Annotated in this window: 20 protein-coding genes; 18 read left to right on the top strand and 2 right to left on the bottom strand. The window is 37.6% G+C overall.

The genetic code is table 11. The annotated features are described in order from the left end of the window. Positions 1 to 211: 211 nt before the first annotated feature. The 7 genes from B1R93_RS04800 to B1R93_RS04770 all read left to right on the top strand — a co-directional run bounded on the left by B1R93_RS04800 (position 212) and on the right by B1R93_RS04770 (position 6,940). A complete protein-coding gene (locus B1R93_RS04800; protein WP_088102778.1) occupies positions 212 to 772 on the top strand; it encodes a helix-turn-helix domain-containing protein in 561 nt (186 codons plus the stop codon). Continuing rightward, positions 673 to 1,599: an IS3 family transposase gene (locus B1R93_RS04795; protein ID WP_133058600.1), complete on the top strand. Its 927-nt coding sequence runs from the start codon at positions 673 to 675 to the stop codon at positions 1,597 to 1,599. The genes B1R93_RS04800 and B1R93_RS04795 overlap by 100 nt, the downstream gene beginning before the upstream one ends. 230 nt (positions 1,600 to 1,829) lie before the next feature. Next, positions 1,830 to 2,987, top strand: coding sequence for a Gfo/Idh/MocA family protein (locus tag B1R93_RS04790; protein WP_088102817.1), 1,158 nt, complete (start codon positions 1,830 to 1,832; stop codon positions 2,985 to 2,987). 14 nt (positions 2,988 to 3,001) lie between these two features. Then, the gene (locus B1R93_RS04785; RefSeq protein ID WP_088102816.1) at positions 3,002 to 4,075 is read left to right on the top strand and encodes a Gfo/Idh/MocA family protein; all 1,074 of its coding nucleotides are present in this window, start codon (positions 3,002 to 3,004) and stop codon (positions 4,073 to 4,075) included. A 36-nt stretch (positions 4,076 to 4,111) separates the two neighbouring features. Beyond that, positions 4,112 to 4,957: a helix-turn-helix transcriptional regulator gene (locus B1R93_RS04780; protein WP_245308189.1), complete on the top strand. Its 846-nt coding sequence runs from the start codon at positions 4,112 to 4,114 to the stop codon at positions 4,955 to 4,957. Between the two features lie 28 nt (positions 4,958 to 4,985). Further along, positions 4,986 to 5,843: a sugar phosphate isomerase/epimerase family protein gene (locus B1R93_RS04775; protein ID WP_088102815.1), complete on the top strand. Its 858-nt coding sequence runs from the start codon at positions 4,986 to 4,988 to the stop codon at positions 5,841 to 5,843. A gap of 143 nt (positions 5,844 to 5,986) precedes the next feature. Further along, a complete protein-coding gene (locus tag B1R93_RS04770; protein ID WP_088102814.1) occupies positions 5,987 to 6,940 on the top strand; it encodes a sugar kinase in 954 nt (317 codons plus the stop codon). 110 nt (positions 6,941 to 7,050) lie between these two features. Here the strand turns inward: B1R93_RS04770 and B1R93_RS04765 are convergent, their stop codons facing one another. Further along, positions 7,051 to 8,037, bottom strand: a complete 987-nt coding sequence (locus B1R93_RS04765) for a LacI family DNA-binding transcriptional regulator (RefSeq protein ID WP_165763727.1) — start codon at positions 8,035 to 8,037, stop codon at positions 7,051 to 7,053. A 119-nt stretch (positions 8,038 to 8,156) separates the two neighbouring features. On the opposite strand from B1R93_RS04765, the gene B1R93_RS04760 reads away from it, so the two are divergent. The 9 genes from B1R93_RS04760 (at position 8,157) to B1R93_RS04720 (ending at position 18,210) form a co-directional block, all read left to right on the top strand. Then, positions 8,157 to 9,113: a bile acid:sodium symporter family protein gene (locus B1R93_RS04760; protein ID WP_088102812.1), complete on the top strand. Its 957-nt coding sequence runs from the start codon at positions 8,157 to 8,159 to the stop codon at positions 9,111 to 9,113. A gap of 128 nt (positions 9,114 to 9,241) precedes the next feature. Beyond that, on the top strand, positions 9,242 to 10,738 hold the full coding sequence (locus B1R93_RS04755; protein ID WP_088102811.1) for a UxaA family hydrolase: 1,497 nt from the start codon (positions 9,242 to 9,244) through the stop codon (positions 10,736 to 10,738). 43 nt (positions 10,739 to 10,781) lie between these two features. After that, entirely contained in the window at positions 10,782 to 12,302 is a 1,521-nt protein-coding gene (locus B1R93_RS04750) for a tagaturonate reductase (protein ID WP_088102810.1), read from the top strand. Positions 12,303 to 12,457: 155 nt separating this feature from the next. Further along, complete coding sequence (locus B1R93_RS04745) at positions 12,458 to 13,099, top strand: bifunctional 4-hydroxy-2-oxoglutarate aldolase/2-dehydro-3-deoxy-phosphogluconate aldolase (protein ID WP_088102809.1); 642 nt, start codon at positions 12,458 to 12,460, stop codon at positions 13,097 to 13,099. Positions 13,100 to 13,229: 130 nt separating this feature from the next. Further along, the gene (locus tag B1R93_RS04740; protein WP_088102808.1) at positions 13,230 to 13,997 is read left to right on the top strand and encodes a DeoR/GlpR family DNA-binding transcription regulator; all 768 of its coding nucleotides are present in this window, start codon (positions 13,230 to 13,232) and stop codon (positions 13,995 to 13,997) included. A 99-nt stretch (positions 13,998 to 14,096) separates the two neighbouring features. Continuing rightward, positions 14,097 to 14,849 (top strand): 2-dehydro-3-deoxy-D-gluconate 5-dehydrogenase KduD, encoded by a 753-nt coding sequence (kduD, locus tag B1R93_RS04735; RefSeq protein ID WP_088102807.1) that lies wholly within the window; start codon positions 14,097 to 14,099, stop codon positions 14,847 to 14,849. Positions 14,850 to 14,903: 54 nt separating this feature from the next. Then, positions 14,904 to 15,734: a 5-dehydro-4-deoxy-D-glucuronate isomerase gene (gene kduI, locus B1R93_RS04730; RefSeq protein WP_088102806.1), complete on the top strand. Its 831-nt coding sequence runs from the start codon at positions 14,904 to 14,906 to the stop codon at positions 15,732 to 15,734. A gap of 176 nt (positions 15,735 to 15,910) precedes the next feature. Further along, on the top strand, positions 15,911 to 17,314 hold the full coding sequence (gene uxaC / locus B1R93_RS04725) for a glucuronate isomerase (protein WP_088102805.1): 1,404 nt from the start codon (positions 15,911 to 15,913) through the stop codon (positions 17,312 to 17,314). Positions 17,315 to 17,454: 140 nt separating this feature from the next. Next, positions 17,455 to 18,210, top strand: a complete 756-nt coding sequence (locus B1R93_RS04720) for an NAD-dependent epimerase/dehydratase family protein (RefSeq protein ID WP_088102804.1) — start codon at positions 17,455 to 17,457, stop codon at positions 18,208 to 18,210. A 293-nt stretch (positions 18,211 to 18,503) separates the two neighbouring features. On the opposite strand, the gene B1R93_RS04715 is transcribed toward B1R93_RS04720, so the two are convergent. Beyond that, the gene (locus tag B1R93_RS04715) at positions 18,504 to 20,801 is read right to left on the bottom strand and encodes a helix-turn-helix domain-containing protein (protein WP_088102803.1); all 2,298 of its coding nucleotides are present in this window, start codon (positions 20,799 to 20,801) and stop codon (positions 18,504 to 18,506) included. Between the two features lie 338 nt (positions 20,802 to 21,139). Between B1R93_RS04715 and B1R93_RS04710 the strand changes: the two genes are divergently transcribed. Both B1R93_RS04710 and B1R93_RS04700 read left to right on the top strand, forming a co-directional pair. Beyond that, positions 21,140 to 22,636: an extracellular solute-binding protein gene (locus tag B1R93_RS04710; RefSeq protein ID WP_088102802.1), complete on the top strand. Its 1,497-nt coding sequence runs from the start codon at positions 21,140 to 21,142 to the stop codon at positions 22,634 to 22,636. A gap of 410 nt (positions 22,637 to 23,046) precedes the next feature. Next, positions 23,047 to 25,344 (top strand): AraC family transcriptional regulator, encoded by a 2,298-nt coding sequence (locus tag B1R93_RS04700; RefSeq protein WP_088102801.1) that lies wholly within the window; start codon positions 23,047 to 23,049, stop codon positions 25,342 to 25,344. Positions 25,345 to 25,368: the final 24 nt, after the last annotated feature.

The raw sequence follows: 25,368 nt of genomic DNA, 5'->3' as shown, positions 1-25,368 counted from the left end.
CTGAAAAACCCTTTGAAAGCATTTCGAGGAAGCAGTAATGGCTTCACTCGTTGCGCGCCTAGCTATGAGAAAACCACTCATAGCTAGGCTTTTCAAAACCGGGCAACGGCTCCGCGCATTACTTAAAGGGCACTGAAAAAAGGGAAAAGCCCCCTTTTGAACTGCACCCCAAAAGTTAGAGTTAACAATCTGACTTTGGGGTGTGTTTTTTATGGCTAAATATAGTGACCAATTTAAATTAATGATAGTACATGAGTATCAAAAAGGACATTTATCGTTTGACAGGTTGGCAAAAAAACACGGTATGAATGACAGCACTGCCATAAAAAAATGGGTGAAAGTTTACGATAAATTTGGGACGACAGGTTTGATGAAAAAGAGTAAGAGGGAAACTTTTTCTGTCCAATTCAAACTCGATGTATTAAGCTTTATGAAAAGAACAGGATCTTCAGAGATGGATACCGCTATTTACTTTGGATTGTCCACCCCTTCGATGATAGGTGCATGGAAGAAAGTTTTTTTGGAAGATGGTGCTGAAGCCCTGGATAGAACGAAAGGAAGACTACCCATGTCTGATAAAGCTAAAAATATAAAAAAACAACGTACAGAAAAAGAAATGACGTATGAACAAAAGCTTGAAAGAGAGAACGAGCTCCTACGTTTAGAGGTAGAATACTTAAAAAAGTTGCGAGCTTTTCAGATGGATCCGGAGGGCTATCTCGAAAAGCACAAGCAGCGTTATCATTCGAACTCAAAGAAAAGTTCAAACTAAAAGATGTTCTACAAAGAGTCGGAATTCCTGATTCCTCCTACCATTATCATATAAAAGAGATCAAGAAGGAGAATCCGAATCAGAAACTCGAGGAATGCATCCAATCCAAGTTTGAGGAACATAATGGGAATTATGGGTATCGTCGTATCTGTTTGGAGTTAAAACAAGATGGGCTCAAAGTGAATCACAAGAAGGTTCAACGCATCATGAATAAACTTGGGCTTAAATGCAAGAAATTTAGTAGAAAGTCACGAAAATATAGTTCTTACAAAGGAACAATTGGAACTGTTGCCAAGAACCTTATCAATCGTCGGTTTCACACAAGTGTGTGTCATCAGAAATTAACAACAGATATCACAGAATTCAAGTGCTCAGATGGTGTAAAACTGTACCTAAATCCAATTATGGACTTGTTTAATGGCGAAATTCTTTCTTATGAGATAAATATGCGTCCAACCTTAGAATTGGCTCTTAAACCTCTTGAGGAAGCTTTAGAAATAGTAAAAGATTCAAGGTATAGAACGACTGTTCATTCTGATCAAGGCTGGCATTATCAACATAAAAAATGGGTAAAAACTCTAAAGAAACATAAGGTGTTCCAGAGTATGTCACGAAAAGGAAATTGCTTAGACAATTCACCTATGGAAAGCTTTTTCGGATTATTAAAACAAGAAATGTATTATGGTGAGGCACTCTGCTCATTTGAGAAATTAAAAAAGAGAATTGAAGACTATATCAATTATTATAATAACAAACGCATAAAGCAAAAATTGGCAGGCATGAATCCGGTTCAATACCGTATTCATACCAGCCAATTAGCAGCTTAATATAAAACTCTAACTTTAGGGGGTCACATCATTTTTTCAGTGCCCTCTTGTCGTCAGAGGAACTCATGATAATCCTCTGACCTTTTTTTACAAGTAAAACGGAGCGTTCAAGAAGACACCAACCACGTATAAATGGCGTGCGTGTTTGATAAATATGAACAAAGCACTCATTCAAAATTTTTAATAAAATGAAGGTAGAAATAAATACGTTGTAGAAAGAAGTGAGGCGAATGAAGGAAGTTCGTATTGGTGTCATTGGTGCTGGTTCTATGGGAAGTGCTCATATAAGGTATTTATACGACAATGTGGTCAAGGGTGCTAAATTAACGGCTGTATTGGAGCGCAATGAAGAAAGAGCAGTTTCGGTTAAAGACACCTATGGTGATGTTGAGGTTTTTAGCGAAGAAGAACCATTTTTTCAATCGGGATTGCTGGATGCGGTGTTAATAGCAACTCCTCACTATGATCATCCGAGATTAGCAATCAAGGCTTTTGAGTATGACCTTCATGTGCTATGCGAGAAGCCAGCGGGCGTGTATACGAAACAGGTGCGAGAAATGAATGAAGCGGCCAAAAAGAGTGGCAAAACCTTCTCAATGATGTACAACCAACGAACAAATCCACTTTATCAAAAGCTCCGAGACCTCATTGAAACTGGTGAACTCGGTGACATTCGCCGGATTAATTGGATTATCACCAATTGGTACCGCTCTCAAAGCTATTATGATTCCGCTAACTGGCGTGCGACATGGTCAGGCGAAGGGGGAGGAGTACTTATTAATCAATGCCCGCATCAGCTTGATTTGTGGCAATGGTTAACAGGGATGATGCCGACGAGAATGAGAGCGTTTTGTTATTTTGGAAAGCACCGTGCCATTGAAGTAGAAGATGATGTGACCGCCTATGCAGAATATGAAAATGGGGCAACAGGCGTATTTATAACGACGACTGGTGAAGCCCCTGGAACGAACCGTCTAGAGATTGCAGCTGATCGTGGAAAAGTGGTGGTCGAGGATGGGACGTTAACGTTTTGGAGACTTCGTGTGCCTGAATCACAATTTAACAAAGAGTATAAAGGTGGGTTTGGTTCACCTGAATGTTGGAAATGCGAGATACCGGTTGAGGGGAAAGAAACAGGTCATATCGGAATCACGCAGAATTTTGTGGATGCGATCATTTCGAATACGCCGCTCATTGCTCCAGGTGAAGAGGGGATACATGGTCTTATGCTCTCAAATGCGATGCAATTATCAACATGGCTGGATGATTGGGTAGAACTGCCGATAGATGAAGAACGATATTATGAACAGTTACAAGAGAAAATCAATGCCTCAACGATAAAAAAAGAAAAGAATAACATTCGCTTGGACGTATCCGGAACGCACTAAAAGGAGGGAAAAGGATGAGCCGACAAGAAGGAATGAATTACGCACCTAAAGGAAAAGTAAGCAAGGTCGTGAACGAAGGGGAATTTGTATTTGCTGCCATTGCGTTAGATCATGGTCATATTTATGGCATGTGTCAGGGATTAATCGAAGCAGGGGCTGAGTTGAAGTGGGTGTACGATCCGGACCCGACAAAGGTAGACGCATTTAAAAAAGCTTTTCCACATGTCCAAGTAGCTTCTTCTGAACATGAGATTTTCATAGACAGAGAGGTGAAATTAATTGCGGGAGCTGCGGTTCCATCGAAACGCTGTGAGCTAGGCTTACGTGCTTTTGATTACGGAAAAGATTATTTTACTGACAAAGCCCCCTTTACAACGTTGGAACAATTAGAAGCTGCAAGGAAAAGGACCGAAGAGACGGGTTTAAAGTATATGGTGTACTACAGTGAACGTCTTCATGTTGAAAGTGCAGTGTTTGCTGGGCAATTAATTGAAGAAGGTGCGATTGGAAGAGTCATTCAAGTGACAGGGTTTGGGCCTCACCGTTTGTCAGCGGATAAGCGTCCAGCCTGGTTTTTTGAAAAAGACTCTTACGGGGGAATTCTTTGTGATATTGGTAGCCATCAAATTGAACAGTTTCTCTATTTCTCAGGGTGTAAAGATGCTAGAGTGCAATCTAGTAAAGTAGCTAATTATGCAAATAAGGACTATCCTGAACTTGAGGATTATGGCGATGCTACATTAATTGGTGATAATGGTGCATCAAATTATTTTCGAGTTGATTGGCTCACACCAGATGGCTTACGGACATGGGGAGATGGTCGAACCTTTATCCTTGGGACGAACGGCTATATAGAAATTCGCAAATATATCGATGTGGCGCGTGATGATAGAGGAGATCAACTGTATCTTGTCAATGAACATGGCGAGAAGCACTATTCGTTAAAAGGTGAAGTAGGCTTCCCGTTTTTTGGTGAACTTATTCTTGATTGTATAAACCGTACCGAAAAAGCGATGACGCAAGAACATGCGTTCAAAGCGGCAGAACTGTGTTTAATCGCTCAGAAGGTGGCCGAAAAGGTCGAATAGGCCGAAATCTGTAAACATTGCACGACTGGAGGCATTATGTCAATCCCATCGATTATTTCTGGAAAGTTAAGCTTGGCCTATCGTATGGATCAAAGGTTGGAGATGAATGTTCATTCTCATGAGGAGTACGAAATCTATTATTTTCATAAGGGGAAATGTACGTATTTAATAGGGGATCAAATTCACGTCCTTTCACCTGGGGATTTGATTCTCATGCATGGCTTGACCTTGCATTGCCCGAAAATAGTTGATGATGCTGACTATATACGGACAACGCTCCACTTTGATCACGTTCATTATCGGGGAACTCTTCAAAAAATCGGAATGGAATTTTTATTGGAGCCCTTTGTTTTATTGAAATCCTTTTTGATTCCGTTTCGTGGTGATTTGAAAGAGGAAATGGAACATCTTTTTGCAAGAATGAATGATTTTAACGGAAAAAAGGACGCAGCCTCTCAAGCGAGATTTGAGTTAGCCTTTATTGACATTCTCGCTCATTTGTATCCGTTTTGTCAGCAGAATCTATCATTTACAAAAGAGCCGCAGTCGGAAAAAGAGAAGCATGTTCATCGGATCATCGCATTTATTGATCAGCACTACAACGAGGATATCACTCTCGAACGCCTTGAGAACATTCTTCATTTAAATAAATACTATTTGTCAAAGGTCTTTAAAGATGTTACAGGGGTGACGATTTTTACCTATTTGTATCATCGTAGAATTAATCAAGCAAAGGTTGAATTTATGATGGAAGAGGAAGTAACCGTGACAGACGTGAGTGCCCGTGTTGGGTTTAAGCATTTGTCTCATTTTAGTAAGATGTTTAAAGCAATTACTGGAGTAACTCCTGAGCACTATAAAAAATTACACCGTCCGTACTGATCTAAACGGCTAAAAAGGAGAGATGGAATTGAAGTTTTCGGTCTTTACTGTTATGTGTCCGGATATGACGAAAGAGGATGTACTTGTCAATTTAAATAAATATGGCTATGACGGTGTTGAATGGAGATATAAAGAGACGCCGGATGATGTTAAAGAGGAGAAGCCTAGCTTTTGGAGGAATAATCTTTGTACCATTGATCCACAAAGTACAGACGAAGAACTACGAAAATTAGCTAAAAAAACAGAAGAGCAAAACATTGAGACAATCAGCGTTACCCCTTATTTAACTTGTGGAGATTTACAAGAAACGGAAAGAGTTTTACAAGTTGCACAAACAATGGGGGCAAGGATGGTCCGCCTTGGCGTTCCTGGATACGATCGTAAGGCGAATTACCATACGCTGTTTGAAAAAGCTGTTCAATATCTATCAGCGGCTGAAGAGTTGTGTCAGCAATATAAGATTAAAGGTTTAATCGAAACGCACCATCAAACGATTGCTCCAAGTGCTTCGCTTGCCTATCGACTTGTGAATCAATTTGACCCTGAGCATATTGGCGTTTTATATGATCCAGGCAATATGGTTCATGAGGGATTTGAGAACTATCGGATGGGCCTTGAGTTACTAGGTCCTTATTTAGCGCATGTTCATGCTAAGAATGCATCATTTAAACCGCTCGACCGAAGAGAAGATGGAATCCGGGAATGGCAGGTTCAGTGGTCTGTTGCTCAGGACGGAGTTGTTGATTGGAAGCAGGTATTAACCGATTTAAAGGCCGTTGGTTATCATGGCTATATTGGAATGGAGGATTTTAGCGGCGATCGTTCATCAGAGGCTTCCCTTAAAGAGAATATAAGCATTTTTAAATCACTGATTGACCAGCTATAGACGGTTGTCCAAACTTTGATGAGAACTGGTGTAAGAAGTCTTGACTTTTATTCGGGAACATTTAAAATTGAAACCAACGTTGTTATTTCTGAAACTATGAAAATCAGAGAACAATAGAATGTTCTTAAATGAGGAGGATCCATATGGATGTAGTAACAATTGGTGAAACAATGGTACTTTTTACGCCTGAATCATCACCTTTAATGCGATATTCAGCTATGTATTCACGTAAGTTTGGCGGAGCAGAGTCTAATGTAGCCATTGGTTTAACGCGTCTTGGACATCAAGTAGGCTGGATTAGTAAGGTTGGTAATGATGAGTTTGGGACAGCAATGGTCTCCTTTATCCGCGGGGAAGGTGTTGATGTCAGTCAAGTCAAAAAATCAGAATCAGCCCCAACAGGCCTATATTTTAAAGAGGTAAGACATGCGGGGAATGTGCAAGTACAGTATTATCGAAAAGGATCGGCCGCTAGTACGTTAACGATTGATGATTTAGATGCTGATTATATTGGTCAGGCAAAGTATTTACATATTACAGGGATTACACCAGCGTTAAGTGATAGCTGTTATGAAACGGTTATGAAAGCGATTGCGATTGCAAAGGAAAAAGGGGTTAAAGTCGTATTTGATCCTAATTTACGGAAAAAATTGTGGAGTGAGGAACGAGCAAGAACGGTTCTTCTTGAAATCGCTGCACTGTCTGATATTGTCCTTCCTGGAGTGGCTGAGGGTGACTTTATGTTTGGGGAAAAGGATCCTCTTAAGCTTGGTGAACACTTTTTGGAATTGGGAGCAGAGCTTGTTGTATTAAAGGTTGGTGCAAAAGGTGCTTATTATTTTACAAAGGATGAGCATGTACTGGTGCCTGGCTTTATAGTAGAACAAGTGATTGATCCTGTCGGTGCAGGTGATGGCTTTGCAGCAGGGGTAATTTCAGGACTACTTGAAGGGTTACCACTTTTGAACTGTGTTGAGAGAGGGAATGCTGTCGGGGCAATGGCTACGATTGTACCGGGAGATTTTGAAGGCTTACCAACTTTACGCGAAATAGAAAGCTTTATGAATTCAAGTGATGATGAAGATATTAATCGATAAAAAGTAACAAAGCTGATAGGAGGGGGCTCCTATCAGCTTTGCTTTACTATGAAGAGTGATTTAGAGCGCTATAAGCGGATAGTGGTGTCTCTCACTGCAGCTTTAAGAGATTATTTTCTTGGGGTACAAGAATTGAGAATGCTTAATTCTGGCTCTAAGATGATCGAGTCGTGAATTTCTTTATCTATAATATTTAATAAAACTTCAGTAACTCGTTTTGCGATTCGATTTAAAGGTACACCAACTGTTGTTAAGGGCACTTCAATGTTTTCAAATTGTTGAATATTATCATAGCTAATCAGGGAAAGGTCTTTTGGAACATCAATGTGTAGTTCAGAGGTTGCTCGCAAGACCCCTCTTGTTAAATCATAGCTTCCACTTACCATGGCAGTTGCACCCGTATTTTTAGAGAAAAATGATTTAGCCGCTAAGTAACCGTCATATACTTCAAGACCATTTGTCGGTATAATTAATTCCGGGTTAGCTTTCACTATCGCTTCATCCATCGCTTCCTGGTAACCAATAAACTTTTCTTTTTGAAGTGTTTCAGATTCGGTAAGATCACCTAGAAATGCAATTTTCGTATGGCCAATTTGCTTCAAGTAATCAACGGCTAATTTAATTGCTAGGCGTCTGTTTACGTCAATGGTTGGGTAAATCGAGTTTTCTTTAATACCGTAATAAAGGATCGGAACCATGGAGCGAAAACGTTCACTGTCATTTAAATCAAATTCATTTTCACCAAAGACTAAAATAGCGTCGACTTGAAGACGGTTAAAGGTCGCAACGGCAGATTCTAGCTTATTAATTGATAATAAAGTGGTATAGGAATGTTCTTCTAAAAGATCATTAATTTTTGTAATTAGTTTTGAAGGTGCCACGCGTTCAACCGATGGCCAAATGACGCCGACTGTATATGATTTTTTTTGTACGAGACTTCTAGCAACAACATTTGGTTGATACCCTAATTCTTCGGCGATACGATGGATTTTATTTTTCGTTGGTTCTTTTACAAGGGGGCTGTTTCTAAGAGCTTTTGAAACTGTCGAATAACTTACACCCGCTTGTTTTGCAATATCTTTAATTGTTACACCCATAGAAAGGCCTCCATATCGAAACTTGTCATTTACAACGTTGTTAATAGACATTATTATAGCAAAGTCAGCTAGAAATGATAAGAGGTAGATAGTGATTTGAATAAAAGGAGCTTAAACACATGATACAGTTGAACAGAATACTTGAAAAAGCAATGCCTTTTATTACACCGGCTAGTGTAATTATTGGAGTACTTCTTGCGGATTTTTTAACCGCATGGATAGTTATCGTTCCTTGGTTATTTGCGTTTATCACACTGTCAAGTAGCCTAGGTGTTAGAATCGAGAAGCTCAAGAAAGCAATCATGAACCCGAAGCCATTGGTGGTAGCTTTATTTATTATCCAAGTGATCATCCCGTTAATTGCCTATATTATGGGGAATATGATGTTCCCTAATGATCCTTTAACGGTTGTCGGTATTATGATTGCTTTTGTTATCCCGACAGGTGTGGCAAGTTTAATATGGGTGTCTATATATCAAGGAAATGCCTCAATGTCCCTATTAACCGTTATTGTTAATACGATGTTAGCACCATTTATTATTCCACTTTCATTAGAGCTATTTGTTGGGGCAAATGTAGAAATCAACATCTTAAGCCTAATGACTAATTTATTGATTATGATTGTCATTCCTTCGGCAATCGGAATTGGATTAAACTACATTCCTATGAGGGAAACCGTAAATTTAAAAGCAACGCTATCTCCATTGTCAAAGATATGTCTAATTTTAGTGATTACAATTAATAGTTCAGTAGTGGCGCCGTTTTTCAAAAACTTTGATTGGAAGGTTGTCGCCGTTGCGTTGTTTGTATTACTAATCGCTTCATCAGCATATGTAGTCGGTTTTGTAATAGGAAAGGTATTGAAATTAGAGAATGACCTTATCATCAGTCTCGTTTTTCATAGTGGAATGAGAAATATTAGTGTTGGAGCGACGATAGCGATTATCTATTTTCCAGCGGCGGTATCTCTCCCGATTGTGCTAGGGACGTTATTTCAACAAACACTAGCAGCTGTCTATGGTAATCTCCTGCATCAATATCTTTATAAAGAGAAAAATGTAACTCAAACTCAATGAAATAATAAAAATGGGTTTGAGTTTCAATGTTAATTAGTCATTGACTAGGAATGGTAACTTCCGTTAAAATAAAAATAACAACGTTGTTATTGTGATTGCGGATTATAGCAATTAGAGGAGGAGACGTAATGAAAGCGGATTATATTTTAGTGAACGATTCAGATAACGTCATCGTGACGTTAAAGGAATACAAACAAGGCGAGCAAATTTCGATTGCTGAGCAAACGGTAACATTGAAAGAGGATGTAACGGTTGGTCACAAGATAGCGATTCAACCGATTAAAAAGGGCGAAAATATTAACAAGTATGGATTTCCGATTGGACATGCGACAGAAGACATTGAGGTTGGTTCGTGGGTTCATACGCATAACACGAAAACAAATTTAGAGGGAACACTTGAATATTCTTATTCACCGTCTGAGGCTGTAAAGCAACCAGCACCAACAGAAGAAAGAACGTTTCAAGCATATGTAAGAGCAAATGGTGAAGTCGGTATTCGTAATGAGATTTGGATTGTTAATACTGTTGGATGTATTAATAAAACGGCAGAATTATTAGCAAAAACAGCAAACCAGCAATTTCAAGATGATGGTTTTGATGGCGTTTTCCATTATCCACATTTATTCGGTTGTTCACAGCTAGGGGATGACCTTCATAATACACAGAAGATTTTAAGTAACATGGTTCATCATCCTAATGCTGCGGCCATTCTTGTATTAGGGCTTGGCTGTGAAAATAACCATATTGCCGAATTTAAAAAGGTCATCGGCGAATATGACGAGAACCGTGTGAAGTTTATGAGTGTTCAAGAATCAACGGATGAATTGGATGAAGGATTGCAATTATTAGAAGAGCTAGTTGACTATGCTAAAACGTTTAAACGTGAGCCAGTCCCGATTTCGAAATTAAAAGTAGGCTTGAAATGTGGTGGCTCAGACGGTTTCTCAGGAATTACAGCAAATCCACTCGTCGGTTCATTTTCAGATAAGCTTATTGCTCATGGCGGCTCAACCGTTTTAACAGAAGTTCCTGAAATGTTTGGTGCTGAAACGATTTTAATGGGAAGAGCAAAAGACGAAAAGGTTTTTGATGGCATTGTTGATTTAGTTAATGACTTCAAAGAATACTTTATTAAACACGATCAAGTAGTCTATGAAAACCCATCTCCAGGAAACAAAGCAGGTGGGATCACAACGTTAGAAGAAAAATCATTAGGCTGTGTACAAAAAGGTGGCTTCTCTCCAGTTGTTGATGTATTACCTTACGGAGGTCGTGTGACAAAGCCTGGATTAACGTTATTACAAGGTCCAGGGAATGATTTAGTTTCAGTGACTGCGCTATCAGCTTCAGGAGCCCACATTGTGATTTTCACAACAGGACGTGGAACGCCATTTGGTGGCCCTGTACCAACTGTAAAAATGTCAACAAACACGCCACTTTCCGAGAAAAAGAAAAACTGGATTGATTTCAATGCAGGGGAGCTTGTACAAGGCAAAGACATGAATCAGCTTACGGATGAATTATTCGAATACATTATTCAATTAGCGTCAGGAGATGTTCGAACAAACAATGAAAAGAATGGATTTAAAGAAATCTCAATCTTTAAGGATGGGGTCATTCTTTAAATTAAATGTGTGATGATTTTAAATTGGCAAAGGAGTGAAAGGAATGGCTCAGCTTAGTAAAGCATTAAAGAAAGAGGACATTTCAGAAAAAGTTACGTATGAGTATCAAGAGCTACCGGAAAAAGTCATCCAGTTTGGCGAAGGGAATTTTTTAAGAGGTTTTGTTGATTGGATGATTCATGAAATGAACAAACAAGGGTTATTCAACGGGAAAGTTGTAGCAATTCAACCTACCCCTCATGGAAAGGTTGTGCCAAAGCTAAATGCTCAGGATGGCTTATATACAGTAGCATTAAGAGGAATTGAAAACGGTCAAGTGATTGAGAAAAATGAAATTGTATCCTCTATTTCAAGAGGAATTAATCCTTATACTGATTGGAAAGAAGTATTAAAGGTTGCCGAGTCAAAAGAGATTCAATTTATGTTCTCAAATACAACAGAAGCTGGATTAACGTATCAGCAGGAAGACTATGACGGGGAAACATCACCAGTATCCTTTCCAGGAAAGGTTACTGCGTTTTTATACCACCGTTATCAAGTAATGAACGCAGCTCCTGATGCGGGGATGGTAATCATCCCTTGTGAACTAGTTGAAGGAAATGGAGACCTGTTAAAAGAGATCGTGTTAAAAATTGCAAAGGATTGGGGATACCCAGCCGAGTTTACAAGCTGGGTTGAGGAATATAACCAATTTTGTAATTCTCTCGTCGATCGAATTGTAACTGGTTATCCTAAAGATAACATTGAAGAATTTAATCAACTGCTAGGTTATGAGGATGTTCTCTTAACAGCAGGAGAGCCTTATCATATGTTTGCTATTGAAGCAGGTGATGATGTGGCCGAACGCATTCCATTTCACAAAGCAGGTTTGAATGTGAAATGGGGAGATGTCACACCATTTCGTGAGCTAAAGGTTCGACTATTAAATGGACCTCATACGATGATGTTTGCGGCTTGCTATCTTTCAGGGGTTGATACGGTTCTTGAAGCAATGGAAGACCAAGATTTAGTTGCTTTTGTTAAACAAGGACTTTATCAAGAAATTTTACCTACAGTAAATATGGATGAAGCTGAAAAAAATAGCTTTGTTGATTCGGTTATTGAGCGCTTTTTAAATCCGTATAATCGTCATTTCTTAGCGGATATTGGGATGAACGCAGTCTATAAATATAAGTCTCGCTTAATTCCATCGTTACTCGATTATATTGAAGCAAAACAGCAGCTACCTCGCTCGATTGTGTTTGCTCTTGCGGCTTTAACGGTGTATTATCGCCCGGCTCGTAGGGATGGAGAGTTTTTAGTAGGGAAACGTGGAGAGACTGAATATACGATTCGTGATAACAAGGAAGCGATCACGGTCTTTGAGCAAGTGTGGCAGCAATTTGAGAACGACAATAATGTAAACAATCTTGTTAATGTAGTCTTACAGCAAACAGAGCTTTGGGGAATGGATTTAAATACGATTTCTAACCTTAACGAAATGGTTGTTGACGATGTTGAGAGCATTTTAAAAGTGGGAATGAAGGAAAGTGTTAAAAGAGTTGTAGGGGCTAAAGCAAAATAAGAACATTGTTCCCTCCGAGTTTAGGAGGGGACCTCTTATTTTTATTAAAAATTATCGGAAAAGAACAGTGTTTTTAATTCTCCGTTTTCAAAAAATAAATATAGAAGTATACTAGTATGCAAATACATAAAAAGAAAAAAGATGGAGGAAGAAATATGAATCTATTAGAACAAATTACACAAAGTGGGATTGTCGCTGTTATTCGTGGTTCAAAGCCTGAGAATATTGTTTCAATTGCAAAGGCTCTAAGTGAAGGGGGAGTAAAAGCACTTGAAATTACGGTGGAAACGCCAAAAGCAATGTCCATCATTGAAAAGGTTGCTTCAGAGCTAGATGGTGAGGATGTTATTATTGGAGCTGGTACAGTTCTTGATCCTGAAACAGCTCGAGCGGCTATTTTATCTGGTGCTAAGTTTGTTTTCTCACCGACAGTTAATCCTGAAACAATTAAAATGTCTAAACGTTATGGCGTATTAAGTATTCCGGGTGCGATGACTCCAACAGAAATTCTTACTGCGTATGAGCATGGTGCGGATTTAATTAAAGTGTTCCCTGCGAATGTTGTTGGCGCGTCATTTATTAAAAATGTCAAAGGCCCACTTCCTCATATTCCCCTAATGGCAACAGGTGGAATTGATGTGGATAATGTCGGAAGCTTTATTAAAGCTGGAGCTGTTGGATTAGGTGTAGGAAGTACACTTGTTCCTGCGGTTTCAGAAGTCGATGAAGCAGTTTGCCAAAGTATCACTGAAAAGGCGAAGCAGTTTGTTGCAGAAGTAGCGAAGGCAAGAGGATAACATAATGTAAGGGGGATGTCGCAAAAGGTTAAGAACGAGCCTTTTGTGACATCCCTCTTTTAATTTCAGGTTTACAAATGTTCGTTTTGGTTTGATAATAGAGGTATACCTATATTATTTGGAGGACATTATGCTTTCCGTCGAACGCTATGAAACGATACTTGAACAGCTAGATAAACATAAAATTATAAAGGTTTCTGAATTAAGTAAAGAGCTCGGTGTAACTGAAAAAACGATACGAATTGATTTAGAGACATTAGAACAAAAAGGTTTGTTAAAAAGGATTCATGGAGGGGCTGTACTGCAAGAGGAAGAAAGACGCATATTCCCTGTCGATGAGCGACAATCAAAACATAATGATGTAAAACAGGCCATTGCGATAGAAGCGATAAAATTAATTGAGCCGGGAGAAACCATTTTAATGGATGGAGGAAGTACAACCTTAGCAGTAGCAAGGTTGTTAGGCGATTTCCCTGTTACTGTTATTACGAATGATATAAAGATTGCCAATGAACTGTTAAATAAAGAAAAGGTTCAACTAATGGTTCTTGGTGGAACTCGTATTGGAACATCCTCATCCCTATTTGGACCGGAATCATCAGACCTATTAAAAAGGATTCGAGTGAATCGATTGTTTTTTGGTGCGACCGGTATCTCATTGGAACACGGTTTAACCGTTTTAAATAGTCTTCATGTTGATTGGAAACAACAAATTATCCGTTGTGCAGATTGTGTAACCTTGCTTGCGGACTCCACTAAGTTTGAAAAAGTAGGGTTAATCCGTTTTGCAAGTATTGAAGATGTAGATGAAATTATTACGGATTCTAAATTGGAAGTGGATGTTCGAAATAAGCTAACTAAAATGGGAAAAAGAACAACCTATGCTGAAATGAATTGAAAGTTTTATTGTCACGGGTTCGTTTAAGTGCTATAATCAAACCATAACGAACTTAAATGAACAAAAAAGATTAAATTGTGAACGAGGAGGGCTTCCACGATGCAATTATTCTCTTTAGAGGGAAAGGTAGCTTTAGTGACAGGGGCAAGCCGTGGGTTAGGACAAGGGATGGCTGTTGGTCTTGCAGAAGCAGGTGCAGATGTTATTGGAGCAGGCGTAAGTGATATGTCTGAAACGAAACAGAAGATTGAGGCACTTGGTCGAAAATTCTATGAAATTAAAGCGGATTTATCAAAGACCGAAGCTGCAAAACAACTAGTCTCTGATGCAGTTGCACAGGCAGGGAAGATTGATATTTTAGTAAACAACGCAGGGATTATTCGTCGTGCTGAAGCAGCAGATTTTACAGACGAGGATTGGGCTGCTGTTTTAGATGTAAACTTAAATTCTGTTTTTCAGCTCTGCCGTGAAGTTGGTAATCACATGCTTGAAAACGGTTCAGGTCGAATTATTAATATTGCTTCGATGCTTTCATTCCAAGGTGGTTTAAGAGTTCCAGCTTACACAGCAAGTAAGCATGCAGTAGCTGGTTTAACAAAATCATTAGCTAATGAATGGTCAAAGCAAGGGGTTAATGTAAATGCCATTGCACCAGGCTATATGGCTACAGATAATACAGCTGCTCTACGTGCTGATGAACAACGAAATGCTTACATTACATCACGTATTCCAAAAGGCGAGTGGGGAACTCCAGAAGATTTAAAAGGACCTGTCGTATTTTTAGCATCAGATGCTTCTAGTTATGTAAATGGGCATATTTTATGTGTTGATGGCGGATGGATGAGCTCATAAAAGAGAGCAAGAATACTGACAAGCTAAAACTTAGATTAAAAGGAGCGATTTGAAATGGAAAATAGATATGCTGCACATCCGGAGGACTTTAAGCATTACACGACGGAAAAGCTTAGAAAAGATTTCTTAATTGAATCATTATTTGTAGAAGGCGAAATCAACATGGTTTATACACATTACGACCGTACAGTTGTAGGTGGAGCAATTCCGACAGATAAACCATTAAAGCTTGATGCAGGAGATTTCTTAAGAACAGAATACTTCCTAGAGCGACGTGAAATTGGGGTCGTTAATATTGGACCAAAAGGGAAGGTTATTGTTGATGGTGAAGAATTTGAATTAAATAAGCGTGACTGCTTATATATCGGTCTTGGGAAGAAGGAAGTTACGTTCCATAGTGAAGACCCTGCAAACCCAGCACGATTATATTTAGTATCAGCATTAGCACATAAGGAATATCCTACAAAAGTGCTTGCCATTAAGGATGCTGTTCCTACGAAGCTTGGTTCGGATGCTGAATCAAATAATAGAACGATTTATAAATATATTCATTCAGAAGGCCTACAAAGCTGCCAACTAATGATGGGAATGACGCTACTAGAGCCAAATAATATGTGGAACACAATGCCAGCACATATTCATGACCGTCGAAACGAAGTCTACTTATATTTTGATATGGATGAGGATTCTCGTGTGTTCCACTTTATGGGGCAACCAGATGAAACTCGTCATTTAGTAGTGAAAAATGAGCAAGCGATTATTTCACCACCTTGGTCGATTCACTCTGGTGTCGGTACAAACAATTATACATTTATTTGGGCAATGGCTGGTGAAAACTATACATTCACAGATATGGACTTTATTAAAATGGAAGATCTTAAATAATCGTTCTACTAAAAACCCGATTTTACGTAGTGTAGAATCGGGTTTTTTTAAAAGAAAGTGGTTGCAAGACACGTTTGTAAGCGTTTATACTTAAGGAGAGAAAAGCAACGTTGCACTAAGTATATTTTTTTATAGAAAAATAACAACGTTGTCATAAATGAATAGGAGGCAAATAGATGAAATCAATTATTCATGAGGATTTTGTATTAAACAGTGAAGCTGCCAAAATTTTATATCACGAGTATGCAAAGGATATGCCGATTTTCGATTACCATTGTCATTTAAGTCCAAAGGAAATTGCTGAAAACCGTGCATTTAAAAATATATCTGAAATTTGGTTGCATGGTGACCATTATAAGTGGCGTGCGATGAGAACTCTAGGAATCGATGAATCTCTTATTACGGGTGACGCTGATGACAAGACGAAATTTCAACAATGGGCTAAGGTAGTTCCTCATACAATCGGAAACCCACTCTACCACTGGACTCATTTAGAGTTAAAACGTTACTTTGATGTTGATGTGATATTTAATGAAGAGTCGAGTGAAGCGATTTGGAATCAGTGTAATGAGCTGTTACAACAAGATGATTATACAACGCAAAAAATCATTGAGCGTTCTAACGTAAATGTTATTTGTACGACGGACGATCCAGTTGATACATTAGAGCATCATCAGGCAATTAAAGAGAATACGACTTTTGAAACAAAAGTATTACCTGCGTTCCGTCCTGATAAAGCGTATGAAGTTCAAAAGCCTGAGTTTCCTGAATATGTTGCAAAGCTTGCACAAGCTGCAAGCATGGAAATTAACACATACGATGATTTGTTAAAGGCGATTGAAGCGAGAGCAAACTATTTCCATGAAGTGGGATGCCGTATTTCCGATCACGGTATTGAAACGATTCCAAATGAGCCTTGTACGCAAGAGGAAGCTGCAGCTATTTTTGCAAAGGCAATGAGTGGACAATCAATTACGAAGAAGGAAGAGGAGCAATATAAGACGGCGACACTATTATTTTTAGGCCGACTCTATCATTCTTTAAATTGGGCAATGCAAATTCACGTTGGTGCAATCCGTAACAACAATAAGCGTCGCTTTGAAACGCTCGGACCAGATACTGGTTTTGATTCAATTCTTGATTTTGAGCTTGCTAGACCATTGAATGCATTCCTTAGTCAGCTTGACCAAGATAATGAACTTCCAAAAACGATTTTATACAATTTAAATCCTGTTCATAACTATGTGATTGGTACAGCAATTGGGAACTTCCAAGCAAGTGGAGTGAAGGGAAAAATCCAATTTGGTTCTGGTTGGTGGTTTAATGATCAAAAGGATGGCATGATTAGACAAATGACAGACCTTGCCAACCTAGGCTTATTAAGTAGCTTTGTAGGAATGTTAACTGATTCACGAAGCTTCTTATCATACACGAGACACGAATACTTCCGACGTATTTTATGTGACATCGTTGGTGGCTGGGTTGAAAGTGGAGAAGCGCCAAGAGACTATAAATTATTAGGAAGCATGATTCAAGATATTTGTTATCATAATGCCGATAATTACTTTGAAATTAAATAAAAGGGAGGTGTCCCCAAGGTGAATCTACTTTGGGACACGTCTTTTTTTTTTTTACATATTTATTCTGTTTTTGGACAAATTAGTCATATATTTACATGATGATAATTAAACATACGTTTAGTTAAGGAAGGACGTATCGTATGAAAAAAATTGCGATATTAGGCGGTGCTGGGACGATTGGCCAGTTACTTGCTAAAGGTTTACGTTCACAATACGAGGTGATCGTCATGGATAAGAATCTAAAATCGTTCCCCCTTGAAGAGGTGACTACAATTCAAGTAGACGCAACGAATTATCAACAATTACTTCAACAAATTCCGAAAGATGCGGATGCACTCATTAATTTGCTAAAAACGGATACGGATGATGCCATTGAAGAAATTGCTACCTTTGAGCAAATGACAGATGTGTTTTTTAAAGCATCTTATTATATTTTAATGGCAGCTAAGGAGTTGAATATTCCGAAAGTAATTTTTGCGAGTAGCAATCACGTGACCGACTATTATGAAAAGGACGGGAAATCGTTATTGGGGCGAGAGATAAAAGTTGATGATTATCCTTATTCTAAAGGATTATATGGCTTGTTAAAATTAGCTTCTGAACAGGCTGGTTTTTTATTCTCGCTTCACAGTTCTTTATCTGTCATTAATATTCGGATCGGATCCGTACCGAAAGATGTTACCTATGAGGATGTTGTTGAAAATCACCGTCTTCAGAAAACATTATTATCACAAACAGATGTAGTTAATTTGTTTCAAGCAGCGATTGAATCTGATGTTCAGTTTGGAACGTACTATGGTGTCTCGAATAATCCAGATAAACCGTGGGATATGTCAAACGCGATAGCTGAGCTCGGGTTTGAATCAAAAGAAACGACAAGTGATATTTTACATTAACGCACACTAGAACACGCGGGCAAGAAATCCCTCTTGAAAGTCAGGGCTAGGAATTTTACAAGTTGCCCTCCTGCTATGAGAAACCCCTCATAGCAAGGGCACTGAAAAATTACTTCGTGTAACTCAAAGAAGAAGTAATGGCTTCGCACGTTGCACGCCTTGCTATGCGAAACCCACTCATAGCAGGGCTTTCAAAACCAGGCAACGGCTCCGCACATTACTTAAAGGGCACTGAAAAAGGGAAACCCATCCTTTTTCAGTGCCCTTGAAACCCACCCTTTTTCAGTCTGATTTTATTCCGCCTTCTTTATCGTTCTGTATTTACCTGGTGTTGTTCCTTCCGTTTTTCTGAACGAGCGAATGAAGTTTTGTGAATTATTGTACATTAATCTTTCAGAAATCTCTTTAACCGACATATCTGTTTCTATTAACCACTTCTTGGCAATGTTTAACCTGTATAGCGCTAAGTATTCACTGAAAGAGATATTTGTTTCTTTTCTGAAAATGCTACTTAAGTAGTTCGGGTTATAGTGCAATCTAGCTGCAATCGATTCAAGCGTTAAATCAGAGTCGTATTCCTGTTGGACAATATGAATAATTTTATCTGAGAGACTTTTATACTGTGATTCTGTTCGTTCTTCAATCTTTGAAAGAAGTGGATAAATAATCTTATATGAGAACCAATTCTGAACTTCCTCAAATGTTTTAAGCTCATAAAGCTGATCGAATAGTGAAATACGGCCATCGTCAATCTCGATAATATCGACTCCTAACATTTGCATTAACTCAAGCAAATCATAAAAGAATCGAGTGATCGAGATTTGATATTGTGTGTGGTTCAAATCTTTTTCAAAAATCGATTGAAGCAATACTTCTAGTTTTTCAGAGACAATACTTTTGTCACAAACCTTAATCGCATCAAATAGTTCATTTTCAATTTGTTTTGGAAAGAAGGTATGGAAACTGCCGCCCCTTTCTAAATTCTCATAAAAGATGATCGACTCTGTACCAAATTTTAAGCGGTATTTAAGAGCCTCTAACCCTTCTTTATAAGCGTAATGTGTTAAAGATAAATCCGAAAAAGGCAAACTGATTCCGATACTAATTGGAATATTTAACTCTTCCTTCACACTTGACTGAATTGTCTGCGCTAATTGAGTAATTTCATAATTATATTTTTCATCATCACTGTGCTCACTTAAGATGATTGTTACCTGAGAACGGTTCAAGACAGTCGGCGTCAGCTTTTGTTCTGTAGGTAAAAGACCATCAACCATCGTATTAATGGCAAAAAGAAGAAGATCCTCTTCTTTTTTCTCGAAGGTTGTCCCCTCTAATGAGTCAATTTGCAAGGTGAATACACAAAGTTTTTTCCAGTTTTGGCTAAGTCCAAAAGAGGCCAGTTTGATAGGGATTTCATCAGTCGAAACTTTTCCCTGTACTAAATTTAAAATGAAAAATTGCCGAAGCTGTCCAATTTGTCCTTGAAGCTGTTTCTCAAGCTGATCATTTTGGACAATCATGTGCTGAATTTGGTTCTTAATTAGTTTGAAATCATCTTGATGAGTGATTTCTGAATGCTTAGTAGATATTGAAGTTTGTATCAGTTCTTTAAGTTGTTGAATTGGTTTATAAATACGCTGTGAACCAAAATATGAAACAATTAGAGATAATATTAGCAATGCAGCACAAATAAAGAAAGTAAACCAACCAATGGCATTCGATTGTTTGTATAAGTCACTAATTTTTATAACGGATAAATAAGTCCAGTCATTATATTCTGATTTACGGAAAGTGACTTTAAAGTTTGTATTATTAATAGCGGTATTGAATTGACCGGCTCGCTTACTATTGTCTAATGAATTGATATATTCGACTTCGGAAAAGTCTTGTCCAATAAAGGATTTGTCACTATGACCAACTACGTTTAAATCTTCATCTAATATGATAATCGACTCAATGTCAATATTTGAAGCAATGAACGGTGTCAATTCACACGTTGGAATATTCGCGACAGCTAAGCCCGTTTTATATGAGCTATCAAGCGGTAGTTTCTTTACAAGATTTATATAATAAGGACAAGTGTTTTTTAAATCAGAATTAAAAATTATATTGTTTCTTTCTTCTAATAACCAGCTTGATTTAGTTGGTAAATTCATGTAATCAGAAATAGAATCAACATGCTTTTTAGTTAGACGTCCATAGCCGTTGTTATTGATAAGCCAATCATGTTGAAGACTGACAAGTACGATATCTTCAATTCCAGTATCAAAACGTTGTAAATAATTTAATTCTTTTTTAACTTGGTTTATAAGTTGAAAATGTAAGGGTGTTAAAGGTTCTTTTAGTGTTTGATTTAACTGAAAAGAAGTTACATAATTTGATAGTGAGTGATCAACTGTTTTTAAAATTTGTTCCACATTTGTTTGAATTTGGTACATGCTTTGTTGCTTTTCCTTTGCAACATTGGCTTGAATAATCTCAGATGATTTTAAATAAGAAAACAATCCAACAATGATAACTGGAACCGTACTTAATATAAGGACAAATGTTATGATTCTAAAATAGTAGGATGTCGTTTTCATTCTCATTCTAGAGATCCCCTCTACTGCCATTAGAGCAGGTTGTATTAAATAAAAAATTCAACGTGCTGATGAAGTATGATAGTCTTATAGTACATCAATAGTGTAAAGAAGATGTAACCTTAATGTAAAGGCTTTCAATAATAATATAGCATAAGATCGAGAATTATACCGAAAGAATATAGAAGATCACCTTAATAATTCGAATAATCATTTCATTAGTTCGTCATTGTGCTAACGGTCTAATAAGCTTCGGATTATAGACAATATCCTTTTTTTTATTACTATTAAAGAGAGAGTAGCTGTTGATTTGATTTGTAAGGATGGAAAATATAGGAGGAACTATCATGAAGAATAAGATATTTTTTATCATCACGATGATGGTTTTGCTAATGCTTGTAGCTTGTACTTCACCTGAAGAAGGAAGCGAAGAAGCGACAGAGGATATGCCCGAAATTTCAATCATGATGAATGTTCATACTCCGGAGATTCCTAATGACAGAATTAGAGAGATGTTGGAGGAACGAACAAATGTGAGTTTAGATATACAGTGGGTTCCAGATAGCAATTATAACGATAGACTTAATGCTGCATTTGCAACTGGAACGTTACCAGATGTTGTTCTTATGGGCTTTCAAACGTTTATTCAGTATAAAGATGCAATTAGAGATGGTCAGTTTTGGGAGATTGGTCCTTATATAGAGGATTATGATAACTTAAAGAAATTAAATCAAGAAATATTAGATTTAACGCTCGTTGAAGATAAGCTCTACACCCTTTATCAAGGGAGACCTTTATCACGTCAAGGAATTATTTACCGAAAGGATTGGGCTGAGCGCTTAGGTCTCTCTGCTCCAACGACGACGGATGAATTTTTTGAGATGGCTCGAGCTTTTACGGAAGATGATCCAGATGGCAATGGGAAGGATGATACGATTGGTTTAACGGATCGAAGTGATTTAGTTTACGGTGCGTTTAAAACGGTCGCTTCTTGGTTTGGAACGCCAAACGAGTGGGGTTTTAAAGATGAAACCTTACTTCCTGAATTTATGTTTAACGAATATAAGGACACATTGGATTTCTTTAAAGCATTAAATGAGAAAGGATATATGAATAAAGACTTCCCTGTTACAAGTAAAACGGATCAGCAGACGATGTTTAAAAATGGAACAGCTGGGATGTATGTAGGGTCGATGGAGGATGTTGAGGGACTTTATATAGAAGCAAAAGAAATTAATCCTAATGTTGAATATGATGTTCATCATTATGTTGAAGGGCCAAATGGTAAGTATCAAGTGTGGGGAATTCCTGGTTTTTCAACCGTCGTACTGTTTCCAAAAACGGCTATTAAAACGGAAGAGGAGTTAAAACAAATTTTGCATTTTTACGATCAACTTATGAAGCCTGAGAATATGAATTTACTCATTTGGGGGATTGAGGGAGAACATTACTCGGTTAAAGACGGGAAAGCAGTTATTGCAGAAGACCGGAAGATTTTTGACAACGAAGTTAGACCCTATTTATCACTAGAAATTGGGGAGCCAAAGACGAATGGACGATATGAACGATATCATTCATATGAACCAGCTTTAAAAGCCCAACAGTTAATTGATGATAATGAAGATTATATTATTCAAAATCCGACAGTAACCTTGGATTCGAACACTCAATTAGTTGATGGTGAGCGCCTACAACAAATGATATATGATGCGACGTATAAATATATATTAGGTCAAATTGATCAGGATGGGTTTAATGATGCAATTAAAGAATGGGAGTCAGAAGGCGGAAGCAAGATGATTGAAGAGTTCAATAATTCTTATCAAGAAAAAAATAATAAATAACATGAAAACCTTCTATAATTTAAATTATAGGAGGTTTTTTTGTATTTACTCGTTCATCCATTATTCGAACTCAGGAGAAAAAACTTCTTCAGAGGCACCAAGAAAGTGTCTCCAGGAAGTAGCAATGGCTTCGTTCGTTGCGCGCCTGTTATGAGAAACCCACTCATACTGAGGCTTTAAAAGATGGCAACGGCTGAGCACATTGCTTAGGGGCCACTGAAAAAGGTTAAAATCGTACCTTTTTCAGTGATCTTCTTATTCCATGTTTTTTCTAGTTTTCCTAGAAGCAAAGCAGAATTATTCGCTTACTTTGTGTATAATGGTAGAATGTAGGTATTCGAAAGCCCTTACATTGTGATTGTTCGTTTCACTAAAATAGAGAGAGCATACGAACAAGGAGGTGGGTTAACATGCGTAGTAAGAGCTTATTAACAAAACTAATTATTTTTGGTTGTATTATAACGGTCCTTCCCGTCGTCTTTTTGGGAATATTCTCATATAGTCAATCGTCCGCACAAATCCAAGAAAAAACGAACCGAGAAAGATTGCAAGTGATAAGACAAATTAATACAAATGTAGAACAAACGCTAATTACGGTTTATCAGAATTTAACAAATGTCATTGATTCATCTGAATTAGACTTGGCGATAAGAAGTTCCTTGGAAGGTGAAGATTTTAAATTATATCGTGATTTAAGAAAAGAAATGAGCAAAGTTCAAACGATTGATTCACGAGTAGGCGATCTAGTGCTCTTAAACTTCCAGGAAGATTGGCTCATTAATAATTCTGGATTGTATCGATTGGAAGGGCATCCAGATGAGGATTTATATTTATCATATTTAGGGCTGGAGCATAATTCATCTTGGCTATTATTAAATAATGATAAATTTGAAGCATCGCTCACGAATAATCATTGCAATTATACAATTAGTTTAGTTCGAAAGCTTCCTTTGAAAATAAGCAAAAAATATGGATTAGCATTTGCTAATATTCCAACATGTAGTTTAACAGAATTAGTTAATATCGATGATACATCTGATGTATTAATTGTTGATGAAAATTACAAAATTGTCGTACACCGCGATCAAGAAATGGTTGGACAATCCTTATTAGATACCGGTTATGTACAGGACTTTGATCCTTTTGAGGGGACTTCTGGTCAGTTTGATACGGTATTAAATAATCAACGTTTTACAGCAACATATTATAAATCTGATTTTAACAACTGGACGTATTTATCGTTTACGTCGATTGACCATTTAACAGCTGAGTCTAGGAAAATTGGTTGGCTTACGTTTTTTATTACGTTTTTTATCATTATTTCTTGTGTGCTCTATGTCTGGTTATTAAGTCGGAAATTATATACACCTGTCAGTAATTTAATGAACTATATTGATGCAAATTGGCCTGACCAAAGAGAAAAAAAGAAAAATGAACTTCAAATTATTGAGGAACATATTCATCAGCTGTTTTCCTCCAATTCTACACTAGAGTCAGAATTGAGAGAACATACTCAGCAGGTGCAGTCCTTGTTCTTGACCCGTTTATTTCAAGGAAAACTAAGTAATGAAGAAATTGCTGAACGAGTTGAGTACTTTCATTTTCACTCCGTTGTGGAGAAGTGGAAACAGATGACCGTTTTTACTTTGCATATTGATAGAACGGACCAAACGAAATATCAAGCAAAGGATATGGAATTATTAACCTTTGCCGTTAAAAATATTGTAGAGGAGACGATCGATAAAGATAATCGTTTTCCTGCTGTTTGGATTGATCAAACATTGGTTATTCTTGTTGGGGTAGAGAAAGAAAACCGCGAAGAAATTGAAAACTTTGTGTATGATATAACGGAGACGATTCAAGCCAATTTAGAGAAGTGGTTAGCGATTTCAGTGAATATCGGTATAAGTCTTCCGTTTAAGGAGCTAAGTAATGCAAACCGGGGATATTTTGAGGGAATTGAAGCTCTTAAGCATCGGATTAAGCTAGGTGATGGAGTGATTATTCACTTTAACAGTATTAATTCTGGAAAACATTCTGTTATATTTGATTACCCACAAAGGACCGAGGAAGAGCTGATTGTTGCCATTAAAGTTGCAGAGAAGGATCAAGCATTAGATATATTTGATGCTTGGATGGAGAAGGTTTTCAAAAATGCACAATCTCCGAGGGAATATCAAATCTCGATGATGCGACTATTGAATAATTTATTAATGACTAAACAGGAAAGTGGAATAAGCTTTCAACAGTTAGAGGTATATCACTCATCCTTATATGAGGAATTACTACGATTACAAACGAAGGATGAAATTCGAACCTGGTTTCAGGATAGGCTAATTTTACCATTAATTAATATTTTCAAAGACCGACGCGACTCGCAATTTCATAACTTATCGGAGAAAATCATTGATTTAATCCATAAACATTATGACTCAGAAATTACGTTAGAAGAATGTGCTTCTATTCTTCACTATAATGCGAATTATTTAAGCAGCGTGTTTAAGCAAGAAACGAATTACACTTTTAGTGAATACCTTGCGATGTACAGATTTAAGATAGCGAAAGAATGGTTAATTGAAACGGATATGACTGTTAAAGAAATTGCCGATAAGCTCCAATATAAAAATTCTCAGAACTTTATTCGTTCCTTTAAGAAACAAGAAGAAGTTACACCTGGACAATATAGGCAAAAGTTTAAGAAAAATTAATATACTAAACGTTGAAGAAGCTGG

The sequence above is a fragment of the Halalkalibacter urbisdiaboli genome (assembly GCF_002156385.1).
Lineage (GTDB): Bacteria > Bacillota > Bacilli > Bacillales > Bacillaceae_D > Halalkalibacter_A > Halalkalibacter_A urbisdiaboli.
The sequence above is the reverse complement of the archived record's forward strand: the minus strand, read 5'-3'. Positions and strand labels throughout refer to the sequence as shown.

Excerpts from the sequence above, each read along its gene's own strand:
- B1R93_RS04800 (WP_088102778.1), top strand. The coding sequence starts at position 212 with ATGGCTAAATATAGTGACCAATTTAAATTAATGATAGTACATGAGTAT.
- B1R93_RS04790 (WP_088102817.1), top strand. The coding sequence starts at position 1,830 with ATGAAGGAAGTTCGTATTGGTGTCATTGGTGCTGGTTCTATGGGAAGT.
- B1R93_RS04785 (WP_088102816.1), top strand. The coding sequence starts at position 3,002 with ATGAGCCGACAAGAAGGAATGAATTACGCACCTAAAGGAAAAGTAAGC.
- B1R93_RS04780 (WP_245308189.1), top strand. The coding sequence starts at position 4,112 with ATGTCAATCCCATCGATTATTTCTGGAAAGTTAAGCTTGGCCTATCGT.
- B1R93_RS04770 (WP_088102814.1), top strand. The coding sequence starts at position 5,987 with ATGGATGTAGTAACAATTGGTGAAACAATGGTACTTTTTACGCCTGAA.
- B1R93_RS04765 (WP_165763727.1), bottom strand. The coding sequence starts at position 8,037 with ATGGGTGTAACAATTAAAGATATTGCAAAACAAGCGGGTGTAAGTTAT.
- B1R93_RS04760 (WP_088102812.1), top strand. The coding sequence starts at position 8,157 with ATGATACAGTTGAACAGAATACTTGAAAAAGCAATGCCTTTTATTACA.
- B1R93_RS04755 (WP_088102811.1), top strand. The coding sequence starts at position 9,242 with ATGAAAGCGGATTATATTTTAGTGAACGATTCAGATAACGTCATCGTG.
- B1R93_RS04750 (WP_088102810.1), top strand. The coding sequence starts at position 10,782 with ATGGCTCAGCTTAGTAAAGCATTAAAGAAAGAGGACATTTCAGAAAAA.
- B1R93_RS04745 (WP_088102809.1), top strand. The coding sequence starts at position 12,458 with ATGAATCTATTAGAACAAATTACACAAAGTGGGATTGTCGCTGTTATT.
- B1R93_RS04740 (WP_088102808.1), top strand. The coding sequence starts at position 13,230 with ATGCTTTCCGTCGAACGCTATGAAACGATACTTGAACAGCTAGATAAA.
- kduD (WP_088102807.1), top strand. The coding sequence starts at position 14,097 with ATGCAATTATTCTCTTTAGAGGGAAAGGTAGCTTTAGTGACAGGGGCA.
- kduI (WP_088102806.1), top strand. The coding sequence starts at position 14,904 with ATGGAAAATAGATATGCTGCACATCCGGAGGACTTTAAGCATTACACG.
- uxaC (WP_088102805.1), top strand. The coding sequence starts at position 15,911 with ATGAAATCAATTATTCATGAGGATTTTGTATTAAACAGTGAAGCTGCC.
- B1R93_RS04720 (WP_088102804.1), top strand. The coding sequence starts at position 17,455 with ATGAAAAAAATTGCGATATTAGGCGGTGCTGGGACGATTGGCCAGTTA.
- B1R93_RS04715 (WP_088102803.1), bottom strand. The coding sequence starts at position 20,801 with ATGAGAATGAAAACGACATCCTACTATTTTAGAATCATAACATTTGTC.
- B1R93_RS04710 (WP_088102802.1), top strand. The coding sequence starts at position 21,140 with ATGAAGAATAAGATATTTTTTATCATCACGATGATGGTTTTGCTAATG.
- B1R93_RS04700 (WP_088102801.1), top strand. The coding sequence starts at position 23,047 with ATGCGTAGTAAGAGCTTATTAACAAAACTAATTATTTTTGGTTGTATT.